The organism is Caulobacter sp. GW821-FHT09B08 (genome assembly GCF_059418225.1).
On record NZ_JBWKPL010000001.1, the window covers coordinates 1,063,497 to 1,084,489 of the forward strand.

24 protein-coding genes are annotated in these 20,993 nt (G+C 70.0%); 12 read left to right on the forward strand and 12 right to left on the reverse strand.

Translation table 11 applies throughout. From position 1 onward, the window contains the following. Positions 1 to 26 precede the first annotated feature (26 nt). Together AC07OA_RS05005 and AC07OA_RS05010 are read left to right on the forward strand one after the other, a co-directional pair. Complete coding sequence (locus tag AC07OA_RS05005; RefSeq protein WP_494662655.1) at positions 27 to 404, forward strand: response regulator; 378 nt, start codon at positions 27 to 29, stop codon at positions 402 to 404. Beyond that, positions 401 to 1,228, forward strand: a complete 828-nt coding sequence (locus AC07OA_RS05010) for a CheR family methyltransferase (RefSeq protein WP_494662656.1) — start codon at positions 401 to 403, stop codon at positions 1,226 to 1,228. Before AC07OA_RS05005 ends, AC07OA_RS05010 begins: the two co-directional genes overlap by 4 nt. Here the strand turns inward: AC07OA_RS05010 and AC07OA_RS05015 are convergent. The 5 genes from AC07OA_RS05015 to nepR all read right to left on the reverse strand — a co-directional run bounded on the left by AC07OA_RS05015 (position 1,225) and on the right by nepR (position 5,259). Beyond that, a complete protein-coding gene (locus tag AC07OA_RS05015; protein ID WP_494662657.1) occupies positions 1,225 to 2,280 on the reverse strand; it encodes a hypothetical protein in 1,056 nt (351 codons plus the stop codon). The genes AC07OA_RS05010 and AC07OA_RS05015 overlap by 4 nt on opposite strands. A gap of 267 nt (positions 2,281 to 2,547) precedes the next feature. Continuing rightward, positions 2,548 to 2,682, reverse strand: a complete 135-nt coding sequence (locus tag AC07OA_RS05020) for an entericidin A/B family lipoprotein (protein ID WP_494662658.1) — start codon at positions 2,680 to 2,682, stop codon at positions 2,548 to 2,550. A gap of 74 nt (positions 2,683 to 2,756) precedes the next feature. Continuing rightward, on the reverse strand, positions 2,757 to 4,469 hold the full coding sequence (gene phyK / locus AC07OA_RS05025) for a sensor histidine kinase PhyK (RefSeq protein WP_494662659.1): 1,713 nt from the start codon (positions 4,467 to 4,469) through the stop codon (positions 2,757 to 2,759). Beyond that, positions 4,466 to 5,071, reverse strand: a complete 606-nt coding sequence (locus tag AC07OA_RS05030) for a sigma-70 family RNA polymerase sigma factor (protein WP_494662660.1) — start codon at positions 5,069 to 5,071, stop codon at positions 4,466 to 4,468. The genes phyK and AC07OA_RS05030 overlap by 4 nt, the downstream gene beginning before the upstream one ends. Positions 5,072 to 5,073: 2 nt before the next feature. Further along, a complete protein-coding gene (gene nepR, locus AC07OA_RS05035) occupies positions 5,074 to 5,259 on the reverse strand; it encodes an anti-sigma T factor NepR (RefSeq protein WP_494662661.1) in 186 nt (61 codons plus the stop codon). A gap of 244 nt (positions 5,260 to 5,503) precedes the next feature. On the opposite strand from nepR, the gene phyR reads away from it, so the two are divergent. Further along, a complete protein-coding gene (phyR, locus tag AC07OA_RS05040; RefSeq protein ID WP_494662662.1) occupies positions 5,504 to 6,304 on the forward strand; it encodes an anti-anti sigma factor/receiver protein PhyR in 801 nt (266 codons plus the stop codon). Between the two features lie 93 nt (positions 6,305 to 6,397). On the opposite strand, the gene AC07OA_RS05045 is transcribed toward phyR, so the two are convergent. The 4 genes from AC07OA_RS05045 to AC07OA_RS05060 form a co-directional block, all read right to left on the reverse strand. Then, positions 6,398 to 6,649 (reverse strand): hypothetical protein, encoded by a 252-nt coding sequence (locus tag AC07OA_RS05045; RefSeq protein WP_494662663.1) that lies wholly within the window; start codon positions 6,647 to 6,649, stop codon positions 6,398 to 6,400. Between the two features lie 13 nt (positions 6,650 to 6,662). Continuing rightward, positions 6,663 to 6,872, reverse strand: a complete 210-nt coding sequence (locus AC07OA_RS05050) for a hypothetical protein (protein ID WP_494662664.1) — start codon at positions 6,870 to 6,872, stop codon at positions 6,663 to 6,665. Between the two features lie 456 nt (positions 6,873 to 7,328). Next, positions 7,329 to 7,796, reverse strand: a complete 468-nt coding sequence (locus AC07OA_RS05055; RefSeq protein ID WP_494662665.1) for an OmpA family protein — start codon at positions 7,794 to 7,796, stop codon at positions 7,329 to 7,331. 89 nt (positions 7,797 to 7,885) lie between these two features. Further along, entirely contained in the window at positions 7,886 to 8,227 is a 342-nt protein-coding gene (locus AC07OA_RS05060) for a YMGG-like glycine zipper-containing protein (RefSeq protein WP_494662666.1), read from the reverse strand. 130 nt (positions 8,228 to 8,357) lie between these two features. Here AC07OA_RS05060 and AC07OA_RS05065 point away from each other — a divergent pair, with 130 nt between their 5' ends. Both AC07OA_RS05065 and AC07OA_RS05070 read left to right on the forward strand, forming a co-directional pair. Continuing rightward, complete coding sequence (locus AC07OA_RS05065) at positions 8,358 to 9,221, forward strand: diacylglycerol/lipid kinase family protein (protein WP_494662667.1); 864 nt, start codon at positions 8,358 to 8,360, stop codon at positions 9,219 to 9,221. After that, the gene (locus AC07OA_RS05070) at positions 9,218 to 10,060 is read left to right on the forward strand and encodes a metallophosphoesterase family protein (RefSeq protein WP_494662668.1); all 843 of its coding nucleotides are present in this window, start codon (positions 9,218 to 9,220) and stop codon (positions 10,058 to 10,060) included. Before AC07OA_RS05065 ends, AC07OA_RS05070 begins: the two co-directional genes overlap by 4 nt. Positions 10,061 to 10,072: 12 nt before the next feature. Here the strand turns inward: AC07OA_RS05070 and AC07OA_RS05075 are convergent, their stop codons facing one another. From AC07OA_RS05075 to AC07OA_RS05085, 3 genes are all read right to left on the reverse strand, one after another. Beyond that, positions 10,073 to 10,687: a superoxide dismutase gene (locus AC07OA_RS05075; RefSeq protein WP_494662669.1), complete on the reverse strand. Its 615-nt coding sequence runs from the start codon at positions 10,685 to 10,687 to the stop codon at positions 10,073 to 10,075. Positions 10,688 to 10,778: 91 nt separating this feature from the next. Further along, complete coding sequence (locus AC07OA_RS05080; protein ID WP_494662670.1) at positions 10,779 to 11,123, reverse strand: hypothetical protein; 345 nt, start codon at positions 11,121 to 11,123, stop codon at positions 10,779 to 10,781. Positions 11,124 to 11,182: 59 nt separating this feature from the next. Next, positions 11,183 to 11,569, reverse strand: a complete 387-nt coding sequence (locus AC07OA_RS05085; RefSeq protein ID WP_494662671.1) for a hypothetical protein — start codon at positions 11,567 to 11,569, stop codon at positions 11,183 to 11,185. Positions 11,570 to 11,768: 199 nt separating this feature from the next. On the opposite strand from AC07OA_RS05085, the gene AC07OA_RS05090 reads away from it, so the two are divergent. The 7 genes from AC07OA_RS05090 (at position 11,769) to rpsP (ending at position 20,963) form a co-directional block, all read left to right on the forward strand. Beyond that, on the forward strand, positions 11,769 to 13,682 hold the full coding sequence (locus tag AC07OA_RS05090; protein ID WP_494662672.1) for an HWE histidine kinase domain-containing protein: 1,914 nt from the start codon (positions 11,769 to 11,771) through the stop codon (positions 13,680 to 13,682). A 200-nt stretch (positions 13,683 to 13,882) separates the two neighbouring features. Beyond that, a complete protein-coding gene (locus AC07OA_RS05095) occupies positions 13,883 to 14,833 on the forward strand; it encodes a hydrogen peroxide-inducible genes activator (RefSeq protein WP_494662673.1) in 951 nt (316 codons plus the stop codon). 24 nt (positions 14,834 to 14,857) lie between these two features. Beyond that, a complete protein-coding gene (locus AC07OA_RS05100; protein WP_494662674.1) occupies positions 14,858 to 15,853 on the forward strand; it encodes a TraB/GumN family protein in 996 nt (331 codons plus the stop codon). 205 nt (positions 15,854 to 16,058) lie between these two features. After that, the gene (locus AC07OA_RS05105; RefSeq protein WP_494662675.1) at positions 16,059 to 16,508 is read left to right on the forward strand and encodes a hypothetical protein; all 450 of its coding nucleotides are present in this window, start codon (positions 16,059 to 16,061) and stop codon (positions 16,506 to 16,508) included. A gap of 37 nt (positions 16,509 to 16,545) precedes the next feature. After that, the gene (locus AC07OA_RS05110; protein WP_494662676.1) at positions 16,546 to 18,678 is read left to right on the forward strand and encodes a M10 family metallopeptidase C-terminal domain-containing protein; all 2,133 of its coding nucleotides are present in this window, start codon (positions 16,546 to 16,548) and stop codon (positions 18,676 to 18,678) included. Positions 18,679 to 18,887: 209 nt separating this feature from the next. Next, entirely contained in the window at positions 18,888 to 20,414 is a 1,527-nt protein-coding gene (gene ffh, locus AC07OA_RS05115; protein ID WP_494662677.1) for a signal recognition particle protein, read from the forward strand. Between the two features lie 24 nt (positions 20,415 to 20,438). Then, positions 20,439 to 20,963, forward strand: coding sequence for a 30S ribosomal protein S16 (gene rpsP / locus AC07OA_RS05120; RefSeq protein WP_494662678.1), 525 nt, complete (start codon positions 20,439 to 20,441; stop codon positions 20,961 to 20,963). The last annotated feature ends 30 nt before the right edge of the window (positions 20,964 to 20,993 follow it).

The window sequence follows — 20,993 nt, forward strand, 5'->3', positions numbered from 1 at the left end:
CTTCGCGCCAGATTGGCGGCGTTGAAGTGGAGCGTGCCGTGAAGACCTGCCTCGTCGTCGACGACAGCCGGGTGATCCGCAAAGTCGCCCGACGCGTCCTGGAGGACATTGGCTTCGAGATCGCCGAGGCCGCCGACGGAATGGAAGCCCTGGCCTGGTGCCGGGCGGCCATGCCCGACGCCGTCCTCCTGGACTGGAACATGCCCGTGATGAACGGCATCGAGTTCCTGCGTCATCTGCGCAAGGAGCCGGGCGGCGAAGGGCCGACCGTGGTCTTCTGCACGGTCGAGAACAAGATCGACGCCATCCGCGAGGCCCTGGACGCCGGGGCCGACGAATACATCATGAAGCCGTTCGACGGCGACATCATCGCGGCGAAGTTCGCCGAGGCCGGTCTGCTGTGAGCCCCGAGGACATGGACCTGCTGGCCGCCCTGGCCCGCCAGCGCGCCGGCCTGCGCATCGAGAGCGACAAGGCCTATCTGGTCGAGAGCCGGCTGAACCCGCTGGCGCGGCGCGAGGGTTTCGAGTCGATCGACGCCATGGTCGCGGCCCTGCGGACCCATCGCGAGGACCGGCTGATCTGGGCGGTCGTCGAGGCCCTGACCCTGAACGAGACCACCTTCTTCCGCGACCGCGAGGTGTTCGCCCACCTGCGCGACGAGCTGCTGCCGGCCCTGTCCAAGCTGGGTCGCGACCGCCCGATCCGCATCTGGAGCGCGGCCTGCTCGACCGGCCAGGAGGTCTATTCCTTGGCCATGACGGCGGCGGAGTCGCGCGACATCGCGGCCGGCGCGCGGTTCGAGTTCTTCGGCTCGGACCTGTCGGACCGCTGCCTGGAAAAGGCCCAGAGCGGGCTCTACACCCAGTTCGAGGTCCAGCGCGGCCTGCCGATCCGCCTGCTGGTCAAGCACTTCGAGAACCAGGACGAGATGTGGGCGATCAGCCCGCGCATCCGCCAGGCCGTGCGCTGGCGGCGGATCAACCTGCTGGCCGACCTGTCGTCGATGGGCAAGTTCGACGCCATCCTGCTGCGCAACGTCCTGCCGGGCCTGGACCCGGGCGTGCACGGCCGGGTGATCGAGAGCCTGGCCGCGCGGCTGGAGGACGACGGGGTGCTGCTGCTGGGCGGCGGCGAGACCGTGTCGGGCGTCACCGACGCGGTGCGGGCCGTGGCCGGGCGCCCCGGCCTGTTCACCCGCGATCCCAGCTTCAGCGCGGCCGCCTAGGCGCGGGCCCAGGCCAGGCGCGGCTTTTCCAGCAGACGCCGCCACGGCGAGGGCCGGGCCGCCGGTTCGGGCAGGGCCGCCAGCAGCTTGGCGTAGAGCGCCTGGGTCGGCCCCTTGGCCCGCAACGCCGCGCCGGCGTCCAGGGCGTTGATCATGGCGATGGCCTCTTCCCGATAGTCCAGCCCCGCCGGCTCCACGTGGGGCGTGGGCGCGCGACAGTCTGAAAAATCGACCGCCAGGCCCGTCAGAGCCGCCACTCGCTGGGCCGTCTCGCGGGCGTAGTCGGGCTCGGCGCCCAGCCGGTCGATGTCGATCACCAGGTCCGCCTGGGGCAGGGCCGCCAGGTAGGACAGCACGTAGACGGCCAGGAAGGCGGCGAACGACGTCCTGGCCGGGGCGCGCTTGAACCGGTCGCGGACCGCCTTGATCCGCGCGGCCAGGTCGCCCTCGCCGGGCTTCAGCCCCAGCCGCCGCGCGGCCCCCGACCCTTGGACGGCCTCGGACAGGATCACGTACTGGCACTGTTCGAAATAGGTCGGCCGGGGCCGCTTGCGCAGCGAGTAGAACGAGCGCCACTGCTGCACCGGATCGCGGATCAGCACGATGTGCGTCCCGCCGAACCGCCGCCGCAGCCAGCCGATCCGGCCCAGGGTGCGACAGCAGGCCAGGACCGGCGCGCGGCCCCGGGCCCGGGCCGCTGTGATCAGATTGCCGACATAGTCCGCCTGGGCGGGATCCTCGGCGTCCGCCTCCAGGAAATAGTCGTCCAGGGCGAAGCGGGACTCGTAGCCGGCCACCCCGGCCTGGCCGTGCAGCAGGTCGCGGAACTCCGACAGATAGGGCCGGCTTTCGCCGGGATGGCGCAGGCCGCTGTTGTCGGGGCGCTCCAGTTCGATGGTCTCGGGCGTCAGCCGCGCCAGCTGTTCGTGCCAGGGCTCGTAGAAGGCCATGGCCCCCGGCGCGGCGCGGAATTTCTGCCAGACATAGGTGCTGGAGCAGCGCCAGCCGCTATGGACGAAGACAGGCGGGGCGGAGGAAGCGGAAGACGACAAGTCGGGAAAGCCCTTGAAGCGAGGCTTCCAGGCTGACGCTCAAGCTTTCCAGGCGGATATCGCTCGTCCTCGGCTTTGGACCGGGTTTGTAACCCGCAAGCTACGCCGGGCGGGGGTTTGTCACGAAGCCGGCGAAAAGGTGTCGAATTCGTCGTCCAATTGCATTTGCGAAACGCAATCTGGAGCCGAAACGACAAAGCCCGCCGATCGGAATCGGCGGGCTCGAAGCGAGGGCCGGCGGAGCCGGTCTCGAAGACGTCGCTGGACTTACTTGGCGTCCTTGGCGGTGTCGCTGACGGCGCCGCCGACCGACGAGACGTCCTTGCCGGCGCCTTCCACGGTGTTGCAGGCGGCGACGGTGAGGCTGGCGGCCAGGGCGGCCAGGATGACGAGCTTACGCATGGGTTTTTCTCCGGGGTGATCGCCCAGACCGGGCGTCTACAAGGCGTTGCCCCACTTGAACGTAAGCGGCCCAGCTAAGTTCCGGCGTGCGCGACCTCGTCCGCCGGAACCAGCGGCGTGGGGAAGATCAGCCGCACCAGCAGGCCGCCGGCGGGCGAAGTGTCGAACACCAGCTTGCCGCGCAGCTGGCGGGCGAAGGCGGTCATCAGGGTGCGCCCCACCCCCTCGACCGGCCCCTTGGGCGCGCCGGGGCCGTCGTCGCCGATGGCCAGCTCCGCCTCCTCGCCACGCACGAAGAAGTCGACCGTGAGCGTGCCGCCGTTGTCGGCCAGGGCGTGCTTCTGGGCGTTGGTGATGGCCTCGACCGCAAACAGGGCCAGGGGCGCCAGGCGGTCGGGATCGATGACCAGGGGATCGGCGTGGACCTCGGTGCGGATCGGCCCGCCGGTCGACATGTCGCCGGCCAGCAACAGCGCCGTCAGCTCCTCCAGGAACGGCCGCAGGTCCACCCGCTTCAGGTCCGGTCCCTGGTAGAGGGCGCGATAGATCTGGGCCAGGGCGGTGATCCGCTGGCGGGTGTCGTTCAGGGCGGTGCGGGCGGCCGGATCGGTCAAGGCCCGCTGCTGCATGTTCAGCAGGGACGAGATGATCTGCAGATTGTTCTTCACCCGGTGATGGATCTCGCGCATCAGCGCGTCCTTCTCGCCCAGGCTGTCGCGCAGCGAGGCGTCGCGGGCGACGATCCCGGCGGCCATGTCGTCCAGCGTGGCGGCCAGCTCGCGGATCTCCGGCGGCGCCCGCTCGGCCTGCAGCGGCCGCACGGTGAACCGGCCCCGGGCGTAGATGGCCGCCACCCGGCGCAGATAGACGATCCAGCGGATCACCGCCTGCTCGGTGGCGTACAGCACCGCCGCCAGGGCCAGGACGAAGGCCAGGATCGGGGCCAGCAGGCGCAGCATGGGATTCAGCCAGGCCCACGAGGCGATGCCCGGGGCCTTGGCCGACAGGATGACGAACACCTCCTGGCCCACCAGGGGCGCGGCCGAGAAGTCGCGGTGGCGATGGTCGGCGTCGCGGCCCGACCACAGGGCCGAGCCGTTGCGGGCGGCCAGGGCCCGCCAGTCGCTCGGCGGCGCGCCGAACGCCTTGGGATTGGTGGCGGCGAAGATGTGGCCCTCGGAATCGGCCAGGGCCACCTCGGCCCCGCCGGGCAGGTAGCGGTTGGCGGTCTCGGGCTGGAGGCTGGAGAGAGTCAGCACCGCGGCCATGGCGCCGTCGAAGGTCCCGTCACGCCGCTTGGCCCGCACGGCCGCCAGAATGGCCGGCTCGTCGGCATAGGCCGCGCCCGGCGCGCTGGCCACCACCATGTCGGCGCCGTTTTCCAGGCGCTTGAACCAGGGCCGGTCGGCGCGCTGGGGATCGGGCGGCACGGTGCCGGACGCGCAGGACACCCGCCCGTATTCGTCGAACCGGATCAGGTTGGAATAGCCGTGCAGGCGCTGCTTGACCGTGTCCAGGCGCTGGACGCACTCCAGCCCCACCGAGCCGGGACCCAGGGCCTCCAGCAGGACCCCGGCCGACTCGATGCGAGCATGGGCGATCGCGGCGCTGCGGCCGGCGGCCAGGTCCAGGCTCTGACGCCGCGAGTCCGCCTCCGCCTTGAAGGCGAAGACCGACTGCAGGACCCCCAGGATCAGAACGGGCAGAAGCGCGAGGAACAGCGCGCCGGCCAGACGGACCCGGATGGACCCCGCCGCGTCGCCCCCTCGCCCGAGAAACGATTTCACCGCAGAGTGCTCAGTCTCTCCGCGTCGGCCAGGATGGCGTACATCGCGTCGCCGGCGGCGGCGCCGTCGCGGTCATAGGCGCCGGACTCCAGGATCGCCTGCAGGGCCCGCCGCGCGCGGCTGACCCGGCTCTTCACCGTGCCCACGGCGCAGCCGCAGATCTCGGCCGCCTCCTCGTAGGCGAAGCCGCCGGCGCCGACCAGGATCAACGCTTCGCGCTGTTCGGGCGGCAGCATGGCCAGGCTCATCCGCAGCTCGTCCAGGGCCACCGGGGCCTCGGGATCGTCTACCGCCACCAGGGTGCGTTCGGCCGCCTCCTGGTCCAGCTGGCTCTGGCGCCACGAGCGGCGCTTCTCGGAATAGAACTGGTTGCGCAGGATCATGAAGGTCCAGGCCTTCATGTTGGTGCCCAGCTGGAAGCTGGCGCGGGCGTCCCAGGCCTTCATCATGGCGTCCTGCGCCAGATCGTCGGCCGCGGTGGGATCGCCGGTCAGGGTCCGGGCGAAGGCGCGCAGATGGGGGATCAGCGTGACCAGTTCTTTCTTGAACGTGTTGTCACGCGCCGGATCGAAGGGGGAGCGGCCGACCTGAGCTTCGCTCATGCTCAACGCTCTCCCGCGGGCTTCTCGGCCTTGCGCAGGATGTCGAGGAACTCGTCCGGCACGGGCTCGTTCACGACTTCGTCGAACATCTGGCGAAGCTTGACGCCGATGGCCTGCTGGCGGAGCCGGGCTTCGTCGAGAGCGGCGGCGCCTTTACGGTGATCTTCCATGGGTACGTGTTCGATCATGTCCTCGACGCCGACAAAGCGCGGCGCCCGCCCCCTTTGGCCGAATGAGTGTACGCCGGATGACAACGTCGGATTCCGTATGGGGTTCCACAAGCTTGGGCATATGATGGCAAAATTATTCGCCCTTCGGAACCGGGAACGGAACCGGGGCGGGGAACCCGCGTTTATGTTCGGATAGCCGAACGGCGCAGCTTCACCGCACCGGAGGCTTTTTTGTTCCGAAGACACTCTAACGGGAGGGGTCATGAGTCTTCTTGCCCGGCTGGCGCCGCACTTGCCTTATGTTCGTCGCTACGCCCGCGCGCTGACCGGCGACCAGACCACCGGCGACCACTATGTGCGCGTCGCGCTCGAGGCCCTGGCGGCCGGCGAGCGGTCGCTGGACGCCAATCTGTCGCCACGCGTCGCCCTTTATCGCGTGTTCCACGCCATCTGGCTGTCCTCGGGCGCTCAGCTCGAAGCGCGCCGTGACGACACCGTCAGCCTGAGCGACGACGCTTCGCAGCGTCTGATGCGCATCGCCCCGCGTTCGCGCCAGGCGTTCCTGCTGACCGCCCTGGAAGGCTTCACGCCCACCGAGGCCGCGCAGATCCTCGACTGCGACTTCGCCGAGGTCGAGCGCCTGATCTCCGAGGCCCAGAGCGAGATCGACGCCGAGCTGGCCACCGAGGTCCTGATCATCGAGGACGAGCCGGTGATCGCCGCCGACATCGAAGCCCTGGTTCGCGAGCTGGGTCATGACGTCATCGACATCGCCGCCACCCGCGGCGAAGCCGTGGACGCGGTGGCGCGCCGCACCCCGGGCCTGGTCCTGGCCGACATCCAGCTGGCCGACGGCTCGTCGGGCATCGACGCGGTCAAGGACATCCTGGCGCGCCTGGACGTGCCGGTGATCTTCATCACCGCCTTCCCCGAGCGCCTGCTGACCGGCGAGCGCCCGGAACCCACCTTCCTGATCACCAAGCCCTTCCAGCCGGAAACGGTGAAGGCGGCGATCGGCCAGGCGCTGTTCTTCCATCCGCGCCGGACCCAGAAGGCGGCCTGATCCTTCGGGCCTAAAACGATCAAGGCCCCGGCGGGAAACCGCCGGGGCCTTTTTCATGCGCGCCACGCCGTCGTAGCGGATAGGCCGGCCGCGTCACCCGTTGGGGGTCGTGCCGGACTTGCTCTGTTCGCTGGAATAGTGCTGGGCCTCGGCCGGCGTGCTGGCGCCGTTGTTGCGTTCGGCGCCGGCCAGGTCGCCCGAGCGCATGCCCCAGGCGCCGAACAGGGCGGCGGCGGCCAGGACGGTCGAGATGATCAGCACCCAGAAGACGTGACGGCCCCAGCGGCCCTGGCGGGCGCGGGTGGCGTTCAGGACGGGTCCGTGATGTTCGAGATCGGCGGGCATGTGTCGGGCCTCCTTATCGGGCGGCGGAATAGCCCCCGGCGTCCAACATCGTCGGAACGCCCGAGGCGGGATTGTCGTGGAAACGCTGGAGGAGCCCCGCCGAGGCCGCCACGGCGGAGATCACCGCCAGGGCCACGATCCGATTGCGCCGGACCTTCTGTCGACGCGTCAGCGCCGTGTCGAAGACCAGGCCACCGTGTTCGGCTTGATAGGTGCGGATCACCGTCGTCGCTCCCCAGTGCAAGGCCCTCTTGGCCTTCGGGAAATCAACGTTCCGTCCCCGGCGACGTTCCCTTGGGGTGGGGGCGGCAAAGGCCTGCGGGACGTCGGTGAAAAATAATCGCGGCATGCGCGAAAAAATTTTCGCGCGGCGGGAACCGGTCGGCGGGCGCCACGTTTTCGAATTGCGGAGGCGGCGACGCCCCCCCGACTTGAAGGCTGGCGATAGCTGGCCTGCTGCCTCCGCACCCCCTCTTTAGCCCTTCGGGCGGACCCTCGCGGCCCGCCCTTTCTGTATGGGTGGCGGGGCTCACAGTTCGTGAGCGCAAAGATCGCTGTCATCCCGGACAAGCGCGTAGCGCGCCGATCCGGGACCGACCCGAAGCGCCGAGCTCAGGCGTCGGTCCCGGGTCTTCGCTGCGCTACGCCCGGGATGACAATTTCAAAAGAATCCGCCCCCCTACTTCAGGCGGCCGTCCAGGTCGAAGCGGATGTCGGCCCGGCGGCGCAGGGGTCGCGCCTCGCCGGCGCTGTTGGTCGCTCCGGCGTCGCCCGCCGCCCCGACCTCGAAGTCCACCTTGCCGAAGCCGGCCTTGGTCAGGGCCCGGGTCACGGTGTCGGCGCGCTGCTTGGACAGAGCCAGGTTCGCGTCCGGCTGGCCCACGGCGTCGGCCAGGCCGACCACGCGCACCGAGGCCACCTTGCAGCCGGTGGCCATGGCCTCGGCGCTCTTGAGCACCGACCGGGCTTCCTTGGTCAGGGCCGCGGACTGGCTTTCGAAATAGATCTGCACCGAGAAGTCCTCGCAGGCCGGCGCCATCTTCACGATCTGCGACCGCGACTTGGGCCAGGGGCTGCTCGAGGCGCACCCCGCCAGCAAGCCGCCCAGCGCCAAGAGGCCGATCGCGGCCCGTCCCACCTTGTTCATCGCTTGCCCTCTGCCCTCTAAGGTCCCGGCGCGCGAAAGGCGGCCGACGCGAGCCGACCGCCTTTCCCGGTGTTTCAGCGCCGCCCGACTTAACGGGGGCTGCCGTCTTCCCAGTAGTAACGACCGCTGCGCGAGTCGTAGTAGTAATACCGTCCGGCGCGCTCGTCATAGTACTGACGGCGATTGACGTTGGTGGCGCCGCAGCCGCCGTCTTCGCGACAGCCCTTGACCGCGCCGGCCGTGCCGCCGATGGCCGCGCCCACGAGGGCGCCGGTGCCGGCGCTGCCGCTGCCCACGTTGTTGCCGATCACCGCGCCGGCCAGGGCGCCCAGGGCCGCGCCGCCGGCGGCGTTGCGTTCGGTATTGCCGGTGGCGGTGCAGGCCGTGGCCAGCACGCCGACGCCCAAGAGGGCGATCAAGGTCTTGTTCATCGTGGCTCTCCTCCGAGCATGTCCCAGGCAGGCAAACGGCCACGCCACGCCAACGGTTCCGGGAACCCGGACCAAGCGCCGCCGTTTGGCCTGCGGGGGCGGGTCATCATCTCGGGGAAATGGATTTCGCATGCGCGTGGAAGTGATCACCAACATCGCCTCCGGCTCGGTGGGCAAGACCGCGCCGGCCCAGGCCGAGGCGATCCTGGCCGAGCACGGCGTCACCGGACGCGTCCACGCGCCCGGCGAGGGCGAGCTGACGGCCTGCCTGCGCGACGCCATCGATTCCGCCCCGGACGCGGTGATGGTGGTGGCCGGCGACGGCACCGCCCGCGCCGCGGCCGAGATGGCCGGCCCCGACGGTCCGCCCATCGCGCCCCTGCCCGGCGGCACCATGAACATGCTGCCCCACGCCCTCTACGGCGCGATCCCCTGGCCCGAGGCCATGGCCAACTGCCTGAAGGGCTGGGACACCAAGATGATCTCGGGTGGCGAGATCAACGGCCGGGTGTTCTTCGTGGCCGCCATACTGGGCAGCCCGGCCCTGTGGGCCGAGGCGCGCGAGGCCGCCCGGGCGGGCCGCGCGGACCTGGCCCTGATGCGCGCCCAGCGGGCCCTGCGCCGGGCCTTCTCCAGCCGCCTGCGCTACGTGCTGGACGGTCGGCCCAAGGGCAAGACCGAGGCCCTGAGCCTGCTGTGCCCCCTGGTCTCGACACAGCTGCACGAGGACGAGCGGGCGCTGGAGGCCGCGGCCCTGGATCCGGCCAGCGCGCTGGACATCTTCCGCCTGGGGGTCAGCGCCGTAACCGGCAACTGGCGCGACGATCCGTCGGTGGTGGTGGGCCGCTGCCGGATCGGCAAGGTCTGGGCCGGCGGGCGCATCCCCGCGATCCTGGACGGCGAGCCGGTGCGGCTGGACGACAGCGTCAGCATCCGCTTCCGCCCCAAGGCCTTCCGCGCCATGGTGCCCCTCGCCGCGGTTTCCGACGCATGAAGCCGCTGAAGCTGGTCCAGGTCTCCGACATCCATTTCGGCGGCGAGCATAAAGAAGCCGTCGAGGCGGCCGTCGAGCGCATCCACGCCGAGGCGCCCGACCTGGTGATCGCCGCCGGCGACCTGACCAAGGACGGCAAGGAAGAAGAGTTCGACGCCGCCCAGGCGTGGCTGGCCCGCCTGCCTCGGCCCCAGCTGGTCACCCCCGGCAATCACGATACCCCGTTCGTCGGACCGCGCGAGATCCTGACCCGCATCGTCGCCCCCTGGCGGCGCTACGAGCGGCGGTTCGGCGCGCGGATGAACGGCGACTGGGACGATCCGCGCGCCACCATCGCCAGCCTCAACTCGGCCCGCGCCTTCCAGCTGCGGCTGAACTGGTCCAAGGGCGCGGTCTCCCGCCGCCAGGTGCGCGAGGTCTGCGCCGACCTGAAGGACGCCGCCCCCGGGGCGATGAAGATCGTGGTCTGCCACCATCCGCTGATCGAGATGCTGGGCGGGCCGATGACCGCCAAGGTGCGCGGCGGCACGGCGGCGGCCCAGGCCTTCGCCCACGCCGGGGTGGACCTGGTCCTGACCGGCCACATCCACGCACCGTTCGTGCATCCCTACCCGTTCTCGGACGGCTGCACCCAGGCGGTGGGGTCGGGCACCCTGTCGGTGCGCGAGCGCGGCGTGCCGCCCAGCTTCAACGTCATCGAGATCGACGACCTCGACATCCGCATCACGGCCCTGGCCTTCGAGCGGACCCAGTTCGTGACCTTCCGCACCTGGTCGGTGCCGCGCCGCTGCGTTCCAAAAGAAAACGGCGCGACCGAGGTCGCGCCGCTTCAGATCTAGATCCGGAAAGGATCAGGCCTGGGGGAAGGTCCAGACCGCACCCTGGCCCTTGGCCGCGGCGAACTGGCCGTCGGCGAAGGCCCAGTTGGGCAGGATGTCGAACCAGGCTTCCAGGAAGCCCTTCCGATTGTTCTGGTGGTCCAGATAGTAGGCGTGCTCCCACACGTCGCAGACCAGCAGCGGGACGATGCCGTCCTTGGTCAGGGTGTCGTCGGCGTCGTGGGTGGACAGGACCACCAGCTTGCCGCCCTGGACGGCCAGCCACACCCAGCCCGAACCGAAGTGGCCGATGCCCTCGGCGACGAACTTTTCCTTCAGGCCGGCCAGGCCGCCGAAGGCTTCGTCGATGGCGGCCGACAGCTCGGCGCCCGGACCGGTCTTGTCGGCGCTCATGCAGTCCCAGAAGAACTGGTGGTTCCAGATCTGGGCGGCGTTGTTGAACACCTTGCCGGGGCCGGCTTCCTTGATGACCGTTTCCAGCGGACGCGTGTCGCCTTCCGGCAGCAGGCCGTTCAGGGCGTTCACATAGGCCGCGTGGTGCTTGTCGTGATGGAAATGAAGCGTGTTGGCCGAGATGGTCGGCTCCAGGGCTTCATAGGGGTAGGGCAGTTCGGGGAGGGTAAACATCAGATCGCTCCAAGTAAAACGCCCCTGGCACATGGGCGGGAAGACCCAGAAAACCAGAGGCGGGAAAGACGAGAGTCCGGAATAGCCGGCCTTAACGCGGCGGCGGTTTACCAGCGTCCAGCAAAGCCTTGGCGACGACCGCCGCCAGGGCCGGATTTCGGAAGGCGATGATCCCCGCCGCCAGGCCGGCGCTGACCGTCAGGATCGGGCGCTCCTTGACCATTTCGATGGCCTTCTCGGCGAAGGCGAAACCGTCCGGCCCGGCGGGCTGATGGTGGTGGTGATGCGACTTGTCCTCGGCCTTCAGCGCGGCCAGCAGGCCGGCGAACCCGACGATCAGGGCGGCCACGGCCGCGACCACCGCCGCCGAACCGGCCGCGCCGAGATGGGGCTGCAGCACCGCGAACAGGGCGAAGGCGGCGGCGAACACGCTCACGGCAGCGGCCGCGGCGATCGCCGCGGCCGCTGCCAAGGTCGTCAGAGTCTTTCCGAAGATCACTTGTCGCGGCCGCTACGGTTTCCGGCCAGCAGCAGGCCCAGGAGGACGCCGACGCCGAGGCCGGCCAGGGTGGCGGTGATCGGACGCTCGCGGACCCGCTCGCTGACATAGCGGCTGGCCTCATCGACCTGCTGGCCGGCGGTGTCGGTATAGGTGCGGGTCTGGGCGCGGAGAGTTTCCAGGCCCTGGGTCAGGGACGCCTCGATGCGCTTGGCGGCTTCGGACAGGTTGGCCTTGGCGCTGGCGGCGGCCTCGCCGAGGTTGGCCTTGGCCGCGCTGGCGGCTTCGCCGAAGCTGCGCTCGGCGTGATCCAGCGCCGCGCCGGCGTTCGACGCCGCCTTGTCGGCTTCCTTCAGGGCGGGGTTCAGGGCGTTGTCGGGCATGATGATCTCCGGTTCGCGGCTCGGGCCTGTAGAGGGCGGCTTGTGGGGGGCGACAGCAGCGAAGCTGCGCCCGCACAACGCCGGGCCGAGGCGACAAGTTCCATTGTAGCGTCAAGGTTGGAGCTTCACCACAGGGGATCGAACGAACCTCGGCTTTATCGATCTCGCGCGACGCGCGAACCCGGTCTATGGTCGGACCATGGATGATGCGAGCGGATCGCTGGCGGATGACTACGAGGCGCGGCGACTGCGCGCGCTCGACGCCCTGCACGCCCTGGAGGGCGACCCGGCCGACCCCCGATTCGACCGGATCGTTCGATTGGCCTCGCGCCTGTTCGACGCCCCCCGGGCGGCGATCCGGCTGATCGGCAAGGACCAGGTCTGGCTGAAGGCCAAGGTCGGCTTCGACCATTTGAGCGAGCCCCGCCCCACCGGCCTGTCCGACCGGCTGCGCGAATGCGGGGTGGTCTCCAGCCCCGACCTCGACAACGACCCGAACCAGCCCCTGCGGCCCTGGTGCGCCGACAGCCGCTTCTTCGCCTGCGCCCCGCTCAAGACCGCCGGCGGCGAGATCGTCGGCCTGCTGACCGTCGAGGACGCCAAGCCCCGCGCGGCCATCGATCCCGGCCTGGCCGAGGCCCTGGCGGATCTGGCCGCCCTGGCCATGGAAGAGCTGCTGCACGACGCCGAGACCGCCCGCAACGTCGCCGAGCGCACCCTGGACAGCGAGCGCATTGCTCTCGCCCTGCGCGCGGCCAATCTGGGCGAGTTTGTCTGGGACATCGCCGCCGACACCGTGCGGGTCAGCCCGCGCATGGCCCGCATCACCGAGATCCCCGAGGGCCTGGCCCCGGCCGAGGGCGGCGAGGCGCTCTACAGCTTCGTCCACCCCATCGACCGCGACCTCATCCGCGCCGAGGTCGAGGAGCAGCTGAAGGCCCAGGGCCGCTACGAGGTGGAGTTCCGCCGCGTGACCGCCGAGCCCGACCGCGTGGTCTGGACCCGGGTGGCGGGCCTGCTGGTGCTGGACGGCGACAAGCAGCCCCTGCGGCTGATCGGTGTGGTCCAGGACGTCACCGAGCGCCGCGACGCCGACGACCAGCGCGAGAACCTGGTCACCGAGCTGGACCACCGCATCAAGAACATCCTGGCCGTGGTGCAGTCGGTGGCCGGCCAGTCGGCCCGCAAGGCCTCGTCGCTGGACGGCTTCCTGAAGGCCTTCAACGGCCGGCTCAAGTCGATGAGCTCGGCCCACGACCTGCTCAGCGCCGCCCGCTGGCGCGGCGCCACCCTGGCCCGCATCGCCGCCGCCGAGCTGGGCGGGGTGGCCCCCAACCAGACGCGCTGGGACGGGCCCGAACTGTTCCTGACCCCCAAGGCGGCGGCAGCCCTGTCGCTGACCCTGCACGAGCTGGCCGTCAACGCGGTGAAATTCGGCTCGCTGTCGGTGGAGAGCGGCCGGGTCGAGGTGGTCTGGCGCGTGGCCCCTGGCGGCGGCTTCAATCTGGAATGGCTGGAGACCGGCGGTCCCATGACCACGCCACCCGAGGTGCGCGGCTTCGGCGTGACCCTGATCGAGGACGTGGTCGGCCGCGAACTCGGCGGGCGGGCCACCATCGAATACAAGCGCAGCGGCGTGACCGCCCTGATCCACGCCGCCGCCGACGCCCTGGTCGACGAGCCCGAACCGGAACCGGAAGCCGCGCCCGACGCCCGCATCGTCGAGACCTTCGGCGGCGGTGAGGACAGCTTCAAGGCCGGCGACATCGCGGGGCTTAAGGTGCTGATCGTCGAGGACTCCCTGCTGCTGGCCATGGAGCTGGAGGCGGGGCTGGAGGATTCCGGCGTCGAGGTGGTGGGCTGCGCGGCCGAGCTGGCCGAGGCGCTGCAGATGCTGGAGCTGACCTTCGACGCCGCGGTGCTGGACGCCGACCTCAACGGCCAGTCGGTGGCCCCGGTGGCCGAAGTCCTGCGCCGCGAGGGCCGCCCCTTCGTGTTCGCCACCGGCTATGCCGACAAGGCCGCCCCGATGGGCTTCGACGCCCCGATCGTGAGGAAACCGTACAACGTGCACCAGATCGCCAAGGCGTTGGCGTCGGTGACATCGCGCTGAGCTGAGGCGGGGCGCTCACTTGCCCCCTTCGGGCCTTCGGCCCTCCTTCCCCCACAGGGGGAGAGGACGCCGCGTTTAAGTCCTCCGCCCCCTACGGGGGCGGACAGACGGCGAAGCCGTCAGGTGGGGGCAAACGGTCGCCGCATAGGATTTTCTCGATCTACTTTCATTTCACGATAGATCGTCCCTATATTCACCCCATGCTCCCCACCCTGCGCCAGCTGCAATATCTGAAGCTCCTGTCCGAGCACGGCTCGTTCAGCCGGGCGGCCGAGGCCTGCCACGTCACCCAGCCCACCCTGTCGGCCGGCATCCAGGAACTGGAGAAGATCCTGGGCGCGCCCGTTGTCGACCGCGCCCGCTCGGGCGTGATCCTGACCGCCGCCGGCCAGGAAGCCGTGCGCCGGGCCGAGGCGATCCTCGCTCAAGCAGAGGATCTGGTGCAGGCCGCGCGCGGCGCCGGCCAGCCCCTGGCCGGGCGGTTCCGCCTGGGCGTGATCCCCACCGTCGCCCCCTATCTGCTGCCCCGCGCCTTGCCGGCCCTGCGCGACCAGTTCCCCAAGCTGCGGCTCTATCTGCGCGAGGACCTGACCCACCGGCTGATCGCGGCCCTGAAGTCCGGCGCCCTGGACGCGGCCCTGATCGCCCTGCCCTACGACATGACGGGCCTGGACTGGGCCCATGTCGAGGACGACGAGCTGCTGGCCGCCGGTCCAGCCAACCACCGCATGGCCGCCTTCGACCGGGTGGACCCCGCCAGCCTCAGCGGCGACGACATGATCCTGCTGGAAGACGGCCACTGCCTGCGCGACCACGCCCTGGCCGCCTGCGGCCTGGAGCCGCCGCGCCACTCGGCCGCCGGCGACGAGGAGAGCTTCGCGGCCACCTCCCTGCCCACCCTGGTGCAGATGATCGGCTCGGGCCTGGGCGTGTCGTTCCTGCCGTCCATGGCCGTGGCCGCGGGCCTGACCCAGAACACGCCGGTCACTATCCGCCCGCTGAACGCCGACCATCCCAGCCGCGAGATCGTCGTGGCCTGGCGCAACGGCTCTAGCCGGGGGGCCGAAGGACGGCTGCTGGCCCAGACCCTGCGCGACCTGCCGCCCGCCGCGCTTTCGCCACGGCATTCCGATACCCATCTGGCCAGTTAAAGGGTAGCGCGCGGGAGGACGGCCATGGCGGGACGCATTTTGGCGATGATCGGCCCAGTCCTGGCCTTGGCGTTCGGCCCCCTGGCCGCCCAGGCCCAGACTCCCGCCGAACCGCCCCGGACCGTCGAGCTCTTCCCGCAGGATCCCGGCAGCGCCGTGGTCGAGGAGTTGCTGATCGTGGCCCGGCCGCCCGGCCCCGCCCTGTGGCTGGTCGAGAAGGGCGGCGCCAAGCTCTATGTCGTCGGCTCGGCCCCGCCCCTGAACCATCAGCTGAAATGGGACAGCCCGCGCCTGAACCGGGCGCTCGACCAGGCCTCGCTGGTCCTCGTCCCGCCCGAGGCCTCGGTCGGTCCCCTGCAGATGACCAAGTTCGTGCTCACCGGCGGCGGCGGCCTGCGCCAGCCGTTCGGCAAGAAGCTGGAAAACACCCTGCCGCCCGACGTGAAGGCGCGCTTCATCAACGTGCGCGAACAGGCCGGCCGCACCGCCGTGCCCTACAAGGACTGGAAGCCGGCCGTGGCGGGTTTCATCGTGATGTCGGACTTCCGCCAGGCCGCCGGCATCTCCGAAGCCAAGCCGGTCAGCACCATCGAGCGGATGGCCAAGGCCAAGGGCGTCAAGGTCAAGGCCATGAGCCAGTACCGGCTGGGGCCGGTGCTGGGCGTGGTCGGCAAGCTGTCGGACGAGGGCCAGCTGGCCTGCCTGCGCGACGCCCTGTCGGAGATCGACTACGACGCGGCCCACGCCACCACCATCGGAACCGATTGGGCCAACGGCGACCTGGCCAGCGTTCGGGCCCGCTACTCGTCCTCGGCGGCCCAGCGCTGCCTGATGCGGGCGCCCGGCGGCCCCGGCCTGCTGGCCGACCAGATCGGCCAGTCGGCCAACGCCTTGAACGAGGCCCTGGGCCGTCCCGGCGTCACGGTGGCGGTCGTGGACCTGGCCTTCCTGCTGCCGGCCAACGGCGTGCTCGACCGCCTGAAGGCCTCCGGCGCCACGGTCACCTCGCCGACCGACTAGGCGGCGCCTGGCCCGCTTGCCGCATCAAGCGTGACCACACGCGGAAATATGTAAGCTTCACTATGCACGTATTGCTTGCATGTAACAAAGTTTCTCGCAAATCTCACGGGGACGAAGAGACCCTTCAGCGGCCGACAGCGGGAAATCCATGTCGCGAACCCGACAAATCCTGGCATGGGCCTGCGCCCTTCCCCTGATCGGGGCCATGATTTGCGGCGCATCGGCCAAGGCTTCGACGCCGAGCCTGTCCTGGGACGGCGCCAAGCGCCTGGGCGTGCAGTGCCTGGTCGCGCCCGACACCCTGCCCGACCGCCGCCGACTGCAGGCCGGCCTCTGCGAGCGGGTGCGGGGCCTGGCCGCCGACAAGGCCCCGATCCCGGTCGTGGTGCTGGCGCCGGGCGATCCACGCCTGATCGCCGCCGACACCGCCGTCCTGCTGTTCCACGGCCATGTGCAGCCCGGCCCCGAGGGGCGTGGATCGCTGCTGGTCTTTTCCCTGCGCGTCTTCCGCGCCACCGCCGCGCCTTCGGAGCTGTTCGGCCCCGCGCCGCGCGTCGTGGCCCTGCCGGCGGCCGGCGGAAGTCCCCCGTTCGACACGGCGCTGAACGCGGCGCTCGCCGAAGCCCTGCCGTGGCGCCAGCCGCGACTGCCCTAACCCTCGCCCCTGAAACCTCCAGACCCGGGAAGAACCGATGCGCCTCCACGACGAAAGCCTCGACCAGGACCTCCATCGCGAGACCAGCTATCCGGTGTTCCAGGGACCGACCGACACGGTGACCCCGGCTCTGGACGTCTCGCTGCAGCCGGTCGCGGCCTCGGTGGACGGCCAGGGCGGCACGATCCGCGACAAGCCGGTGTTCACGATCGAGCAGGTGATCGAGCAGCTCAATCGCGGCGGGGCGGGCTGGACGCCCGGCAATGTCGACCACGCCGTGCCGCGCGACGGCGACGTCACCGTGCTGAACTACGGCTTCCATACCGCCGAGAGCATGTTCGCCGAGCCCTATGTCTACGAGGAGGACGGAGAGCTCTACGGCCTGACCGAATATTTCGGCTTCGCCCCGTTCACCGAGGCCCAGAAGGCCGCCGCCCGCGAGGCCATGACCAGCTGGGACGACCTGATCGCCCCCACCCTGGTCGAGACCGCGCCCGAAGAGGCCGACATCACCTTCGCCAACTACACCAACCAGCCGGGCACCCAGGCCTACGCCTACCTGCCGTATGACTACACGCCCGACCAGTTCGACCTGATCGCCGGCGACATCTGGGTCAGCGCCAACCAGCCGTCCAACTTCCAATTGGACGAGGGCCTCTACGGCATCCACACCCTGACCCACGAGAGCGGCCACGCCCTGGGGCTGGAGCATCCGGGCGACTACAACGCCGCCCCCGGCGTCAGCATCACCTACGCCGCCAACGCCGAATATTACCAGGACAGCCGCGCCTACAGCATCATGTCCTACTTCTCGGCCTCGGAGACGGGCGCGCGGCACTTCGACTTCAACATCTCCACCACGGTCTATGCCTCGACCCCGCTGGTGCACGACATCGCCGCCATCCAGGCGATCTACGGCGCCGACATGACCACCCGGACGGGCAACACCACCTACGGCTTCAACAGCAACGCCGGGCGCGACAGCTACGATTTCACCAAGACCCCCGCCCCGGTCATGGCCATCTGGGACGCCGGCGGCATCGATACGCTGGACGCCTCGGGCTACGCCACCGACCAGATCATCGACCTGACCCCCGGCTCGCTCAGCAGCATCGGCGGGGTGACCTACGACACGGCGCCCTCGTTCGAGCAGGTCAACGCCAACCGGGCCGCGGCCGGCTACGCCCCGGTGTCGCTGGCGACCTACAATTCCAACATGGCCCTGCTGGCCGCCAATCCGGTGGTCGGGCGGCTGACCGACAATGTCGGCATCGCCTACGGCGCAACGATCGAGAACGGCGTGGGCGGCAGCGGCTCGGACCGCCTGATCGGCAACACCGCCGCCAACACCCTGACCGGCAACGCCGGCAACGACACCCTGGAGGGCCGCGACGGGAACGACATCCTGGTCGGCGGCCTCGGAAACGACGTGCTGGACGGCGGGACGGGCGTCGACAAGATGACCGGCGGAGCGGGCGACGACCGCTACGTGGTCGACAACTGGCGCGACACGGTGGTCGAGACCTCGGGCGGCGGGACCGACACGGTCTGGAGTTCGATCAGCTACAGCCTGGGCTCAAACCTTGAGAACCTGAAGCTGACCGGCGACGCCGCGCTCGGCACCGGCAACAGCCTCAACAACACTATCGAGGGTAACGACGTCTCCAACCTGCTGACCGGCGACGGCGGGAACGACAGCCTGTACGGAGCCGGCGGCAAGGATATTCTGCTGGGCGGGGCGGGCGCCGACCGCCTGAACGGCGGCGCGGACTTCGACATCCTGGTGGGCGGCGGCGGAAACGACGTCTTCGCCTTCGACGGCGCCTCGTTCGACGACGACTTCTCGATCGACTATGTCAGCGACTACAACCGCAGCGACCTCTTCGACTTCAGCGCCCTGGACGGCGACGCCGACGTCGATGGAGACCAGGCCTTCGCCCTGGTCTCCAGCCTGAGCGCCACCGGCGGCGGCCAGCTGATGGTGGTCACCTATGCCAGCCTGTTCACCGCCATCGGGGCGCTGGGCGGGGTGGACGTGGGCGCGTTCGGCCTGGGCGGCCTTTTCGGCCAGGCCTCGGTGATCTGGGGCGACCTGGACGGCGACGCCACCAGCGACTTCGCCGTGCTGGTCACGGGCCAGGGCCTGTCGACCGGCAACTGGCTGCTCTAGGGCCGCGCGGGGCGGCGGGCGCTTTGACTCCCCGCCGCCTTTCGTGCATAAGCGCGCCCTTCCGGCGCTTTATCAGCAGCGCCTCCACCGTCACGACCCCGGCCTGTTAGCGCAGGATCCATCCGGACGAGGACGGCGAGGACCCCCGTCGACGTGATCGTCCACGGGGGCTGATTGCGTTTGGTCACTATTCTTGACGTGGGTTCCGCATGTTCGACGGCCTTACAGAGCGACTTTCAGGGGTCTTCGACCGCCTCGGCGGTCGCGGCGTGCTGTCCGAGAAGGACATCGACGAGGCGCTGCGCGAAGTCCGCGTCGCCCTGCTGGAAGCCGACGTCGCCCTGCCGGTGGTCAAGGACTTCATCAGCAAGGCCAAGGAAGCCGCCTCGGGCGAGGCGGTCATCCGGTCGGTCAAGCCGGCCGACCAGGTGGTCAAGATCGTCTATGACGGCCTGGTCGACATGCTGGGCGGCGAGGTCCCCACCGGCCTGAACCTGGCCCTGAACCCGCCGTCGGTGATCCTGATGGCCGGCCTGCAGGGCTCGGGCAAGACCACCACCACCGGCAAGCTGGCCCTGCGGCTGAACAAGATCGAGCGGAAGAAGGTGCTTGTCGCCTCGCTCGACACCCGCCGCCCGGCCGCCATGGAACAGCTGGCCATGCTGGCCAAGCAGGTCGAGGTCGAGAGCCTGCCGATCGTCGCGGGCCAGAGCGCCGCCGACATCGCCAAGCGCGCCCTGACCGCCGCCAAGCTGGGCGGCTACGACGTCCTGATCCTCGACACCGCCGGCCGCACCACCCTGGACGAGGCGATGATGAGCGAGGCGGCGGAAATCGCCCGCATCGCCACCCCGTCCGAGACCATCCTGGTCGCCGACAGCCTGACCGGCCAGGACGCGGTGCGCACCGCGAAAGCCTTCCACGAGCGCCTGCCGCTGACCGGCCTGATCCTGACCCGCGCCGACGGCGACGGCCGGGGCGGCGCGGCCCTGTCGATGCGCCACGTCACCGGCCTGCCGATCAAGTTCCTCGGCGCCGGCGAGAAGATCGACGCGCTCGACGTCTTCGACGCCCGCCGCGTGGCCGGCCGGATCCTGGGTCAGGGCGACGTCGTCGCCCTGGTCGAGAAGGCCGCGCAAGACCTCGACGTGGCCGAAGCCGAGCGCATGGCCAAGAAGCTGGCCAAGGGCCAGTTCGACCTCAACGACCTGTCGGCCCAGCTGAACCAGATGCAGAAGATGGGCGGCATGCAGGGCATCATGGGCCTGCTGCCCGGCGTCCAGAAGGTCAAAAAGCAGATCGCCGAGAGCGGCATCGACGACAGCATCTTCCGCCGCCAGCAGGCGATCATCAGCTCGATGACCAAGCTGGAGCGCAAGAAGCCCGACGTGCTGGCCGCCTCGCGCAAGCGCCGCATCGCGGCCGGCGCCGGCGTCGACGTCGCCGAGGTCAACCGCCTGCTCAAGCAGCACCGCCAGATGGCCGACATGTTCAAGGCCATGTCCAAGGACGGCGGCAAGGGCATGGCCCGCATGGCCGCCATGATGGGCGGCGGCGACATGGCCCGACTGAAATCCATGGGCGGGGGCAAGATCGCCCAGCCCGATCCCAATGCAGCGGGAGGCCAAGGCCTCTCGGGGCTGCCCGGCCTGCCGGGTCTCTCGGGGGGCGGCGGCGACAAGCCCAATCCCCTTTCCGGCCTGGGCCTGCCCGGCTTCAACCCGTTCAAGAAATAGAACTTTAGACCAAGGACTACGACAATGCTGAAGATCCGTCTCGCCCGTGGCGGCGCCAAGAAGCGCCCCTACTACTCGATCGTCATCGCCGACAGCCACTCGCCGCGCGATGGCCGCTTCATCGAGAAGGTCGGCACCTACAACCCGCTGCTCAAGAAGGACGACGCCGCGCGCGTGACCCTGAAGGTCGAGTCCATCCAGGAGTGGCTCAAGAAGGGCGCCCAGCCCACCGACCGCGTCGCCCGCTTCCTGGCCGCCCAAGGCATCGGCGCCTGGACCCACGGCAACAACCCGCAGAAGGGCGCCCCGGGCAAGAAGGCTCAAGAGCGCATCGCCGAACGCGCCCAGCGCGAAGAAGAGCGCGCCGCCGCCGAAGCCCAGGCCAAGGAAGACGCCAAGGCCGCCGCTGAAGCCGCCGCCGCCGCCGCTGCCGAGGCCGCCGCTGCTCCGGCTCCGGAGCCGGAGCCGGAAGTGGTCGCCGAAGAGGCTCCTGCCGCTGAAGCCGCCGCTGAAGAAGCCCCGGCTTCGGAAGAAACCACCGAAGGCTAAGGCTTTCGGACGCGCCGCCGCCGGACATCC

Coding starts and splice junctions, on each gene's coding strand:
- AC07OA_RS05020 (WP_494662658.1), bottom strand. CDS start 2,682: ATGCGTAAGCTCGTCATCCTGGCCGCCCTGGCCGCCAGCCTCACCGTC.
- AC07OA_RS05030 (WP_494662660.1), bottom strand. CDS start 5,071: ATGAGCGAAGCTCAGGTCGGCCGCTCCCCCTTCGATCCGGCGCGTGAC.
- nepR (WP_494662661.1), bottom strand. CDS start 5,259: ATGATCGAACACGTACCCATGGAAGATCACCGTAAAGGCGCCGCCGCT.
- phyR (WP_494662662.1), top strand. CDS start 5,504: ATGAGTCTTCTTGCCCGGCTGGCGCCGCACTTGCCTTATGTTCGTCGC.
- AC07OA_RS05045 (WP_494662663.1), bottom strand. CDS start 6,649: ATGCCCGCCGATCTCGAACATCACGGACCCGTCCTGAACGCCACCCGC.
- AC07OA_RS05055 (WP_494662665.1), bottom strand. CDS start 7,796: ATGAACAAGGTGGGACGGGCCGCGATCGGCCTCTTGGCGCTGGGCGGC.
- AC07OA_RS05060 (WP_494662666.1), bottom strand. CDS start 8,227: ATGAACAAGACCTTGATCGCCCTCTTGGGCGTCGGCGTGCTGGCCACG.
- AC07OA_RS05065 (WP_494662667.1), top strand. CDS start 8,358: ATGCGCGTGGAAGTGATCACCAACATCGCCTCCGGCTCGGTGGGCAAG.
- AC07OA_RS05070 (WP_494662668.1), top strand. CDS start 9,218: ATGAAGCCGCTGAAGCTGGTCCAGGTCTCCGACATCCATTTCGGCGGC.
- AC07OA_RS05075 (WP_494662669.1), bottom strand. CDS start 10,687: ATGTTTACCCTCCCCGAACTGCCCTACCCCTATGAAGCCCTGGAGCCG.
- AC07OA_RS05085 (WP_494662671.1), bottom strand. CDS start 11,569: ATGCCCGACAACGCCCTGAACCCCGCCCTGAAGGAAGCCGACAAGGCG.
- AC07OA_RS05090 (WP_494662672.1), top strand. CDS start 11,769: ATGGATGATGCGAGCGGATCGCTGGCGGATGACTACGAGGCGCGGCGA.
- AC07OA_RS05095 (WP_494662673.1), top strand. CDS start 13,883: ATGCTCCCCACCCTGCGCCAGCTGCAATATCTGAAGCTCCTGTCCGAG.
- AC07OA_RS05100 (WP_494662674.1), top strand. CDS start 14,858: ATGGCGGGACGCATTTTGGCGATGATCGGCCCAGTCCTGGCCTTGGCG.
- AC07OA_RS05105 (WP_494662675.1), top strand. CDS start 16,059: ATGATTTGCGGCGCATCGGCCAAGGCTTCGACGCCGAGCCTGTCCTGG.
- AC07OA_RS05110 (WP_494662676.1), top strand. CDS start 16,546: ATGCGCCTCCACGACGAAAGCCTCGACCAGGACCTCCATCGCGAGACC.
- ffh (WP_494662677.1), top strand. CDS start 18,888: ATGTTCGACGGCCTTACAGAGCGACTTTCAGGGGTCTTCGACCGCCTC.
- rpsP (WP_494662678.1), top strand. CDS start 20,439: ATGCTGAAGATCCGTCTCGCCCGTGGCGGCGCCAAGAAGCGCCCCTAC.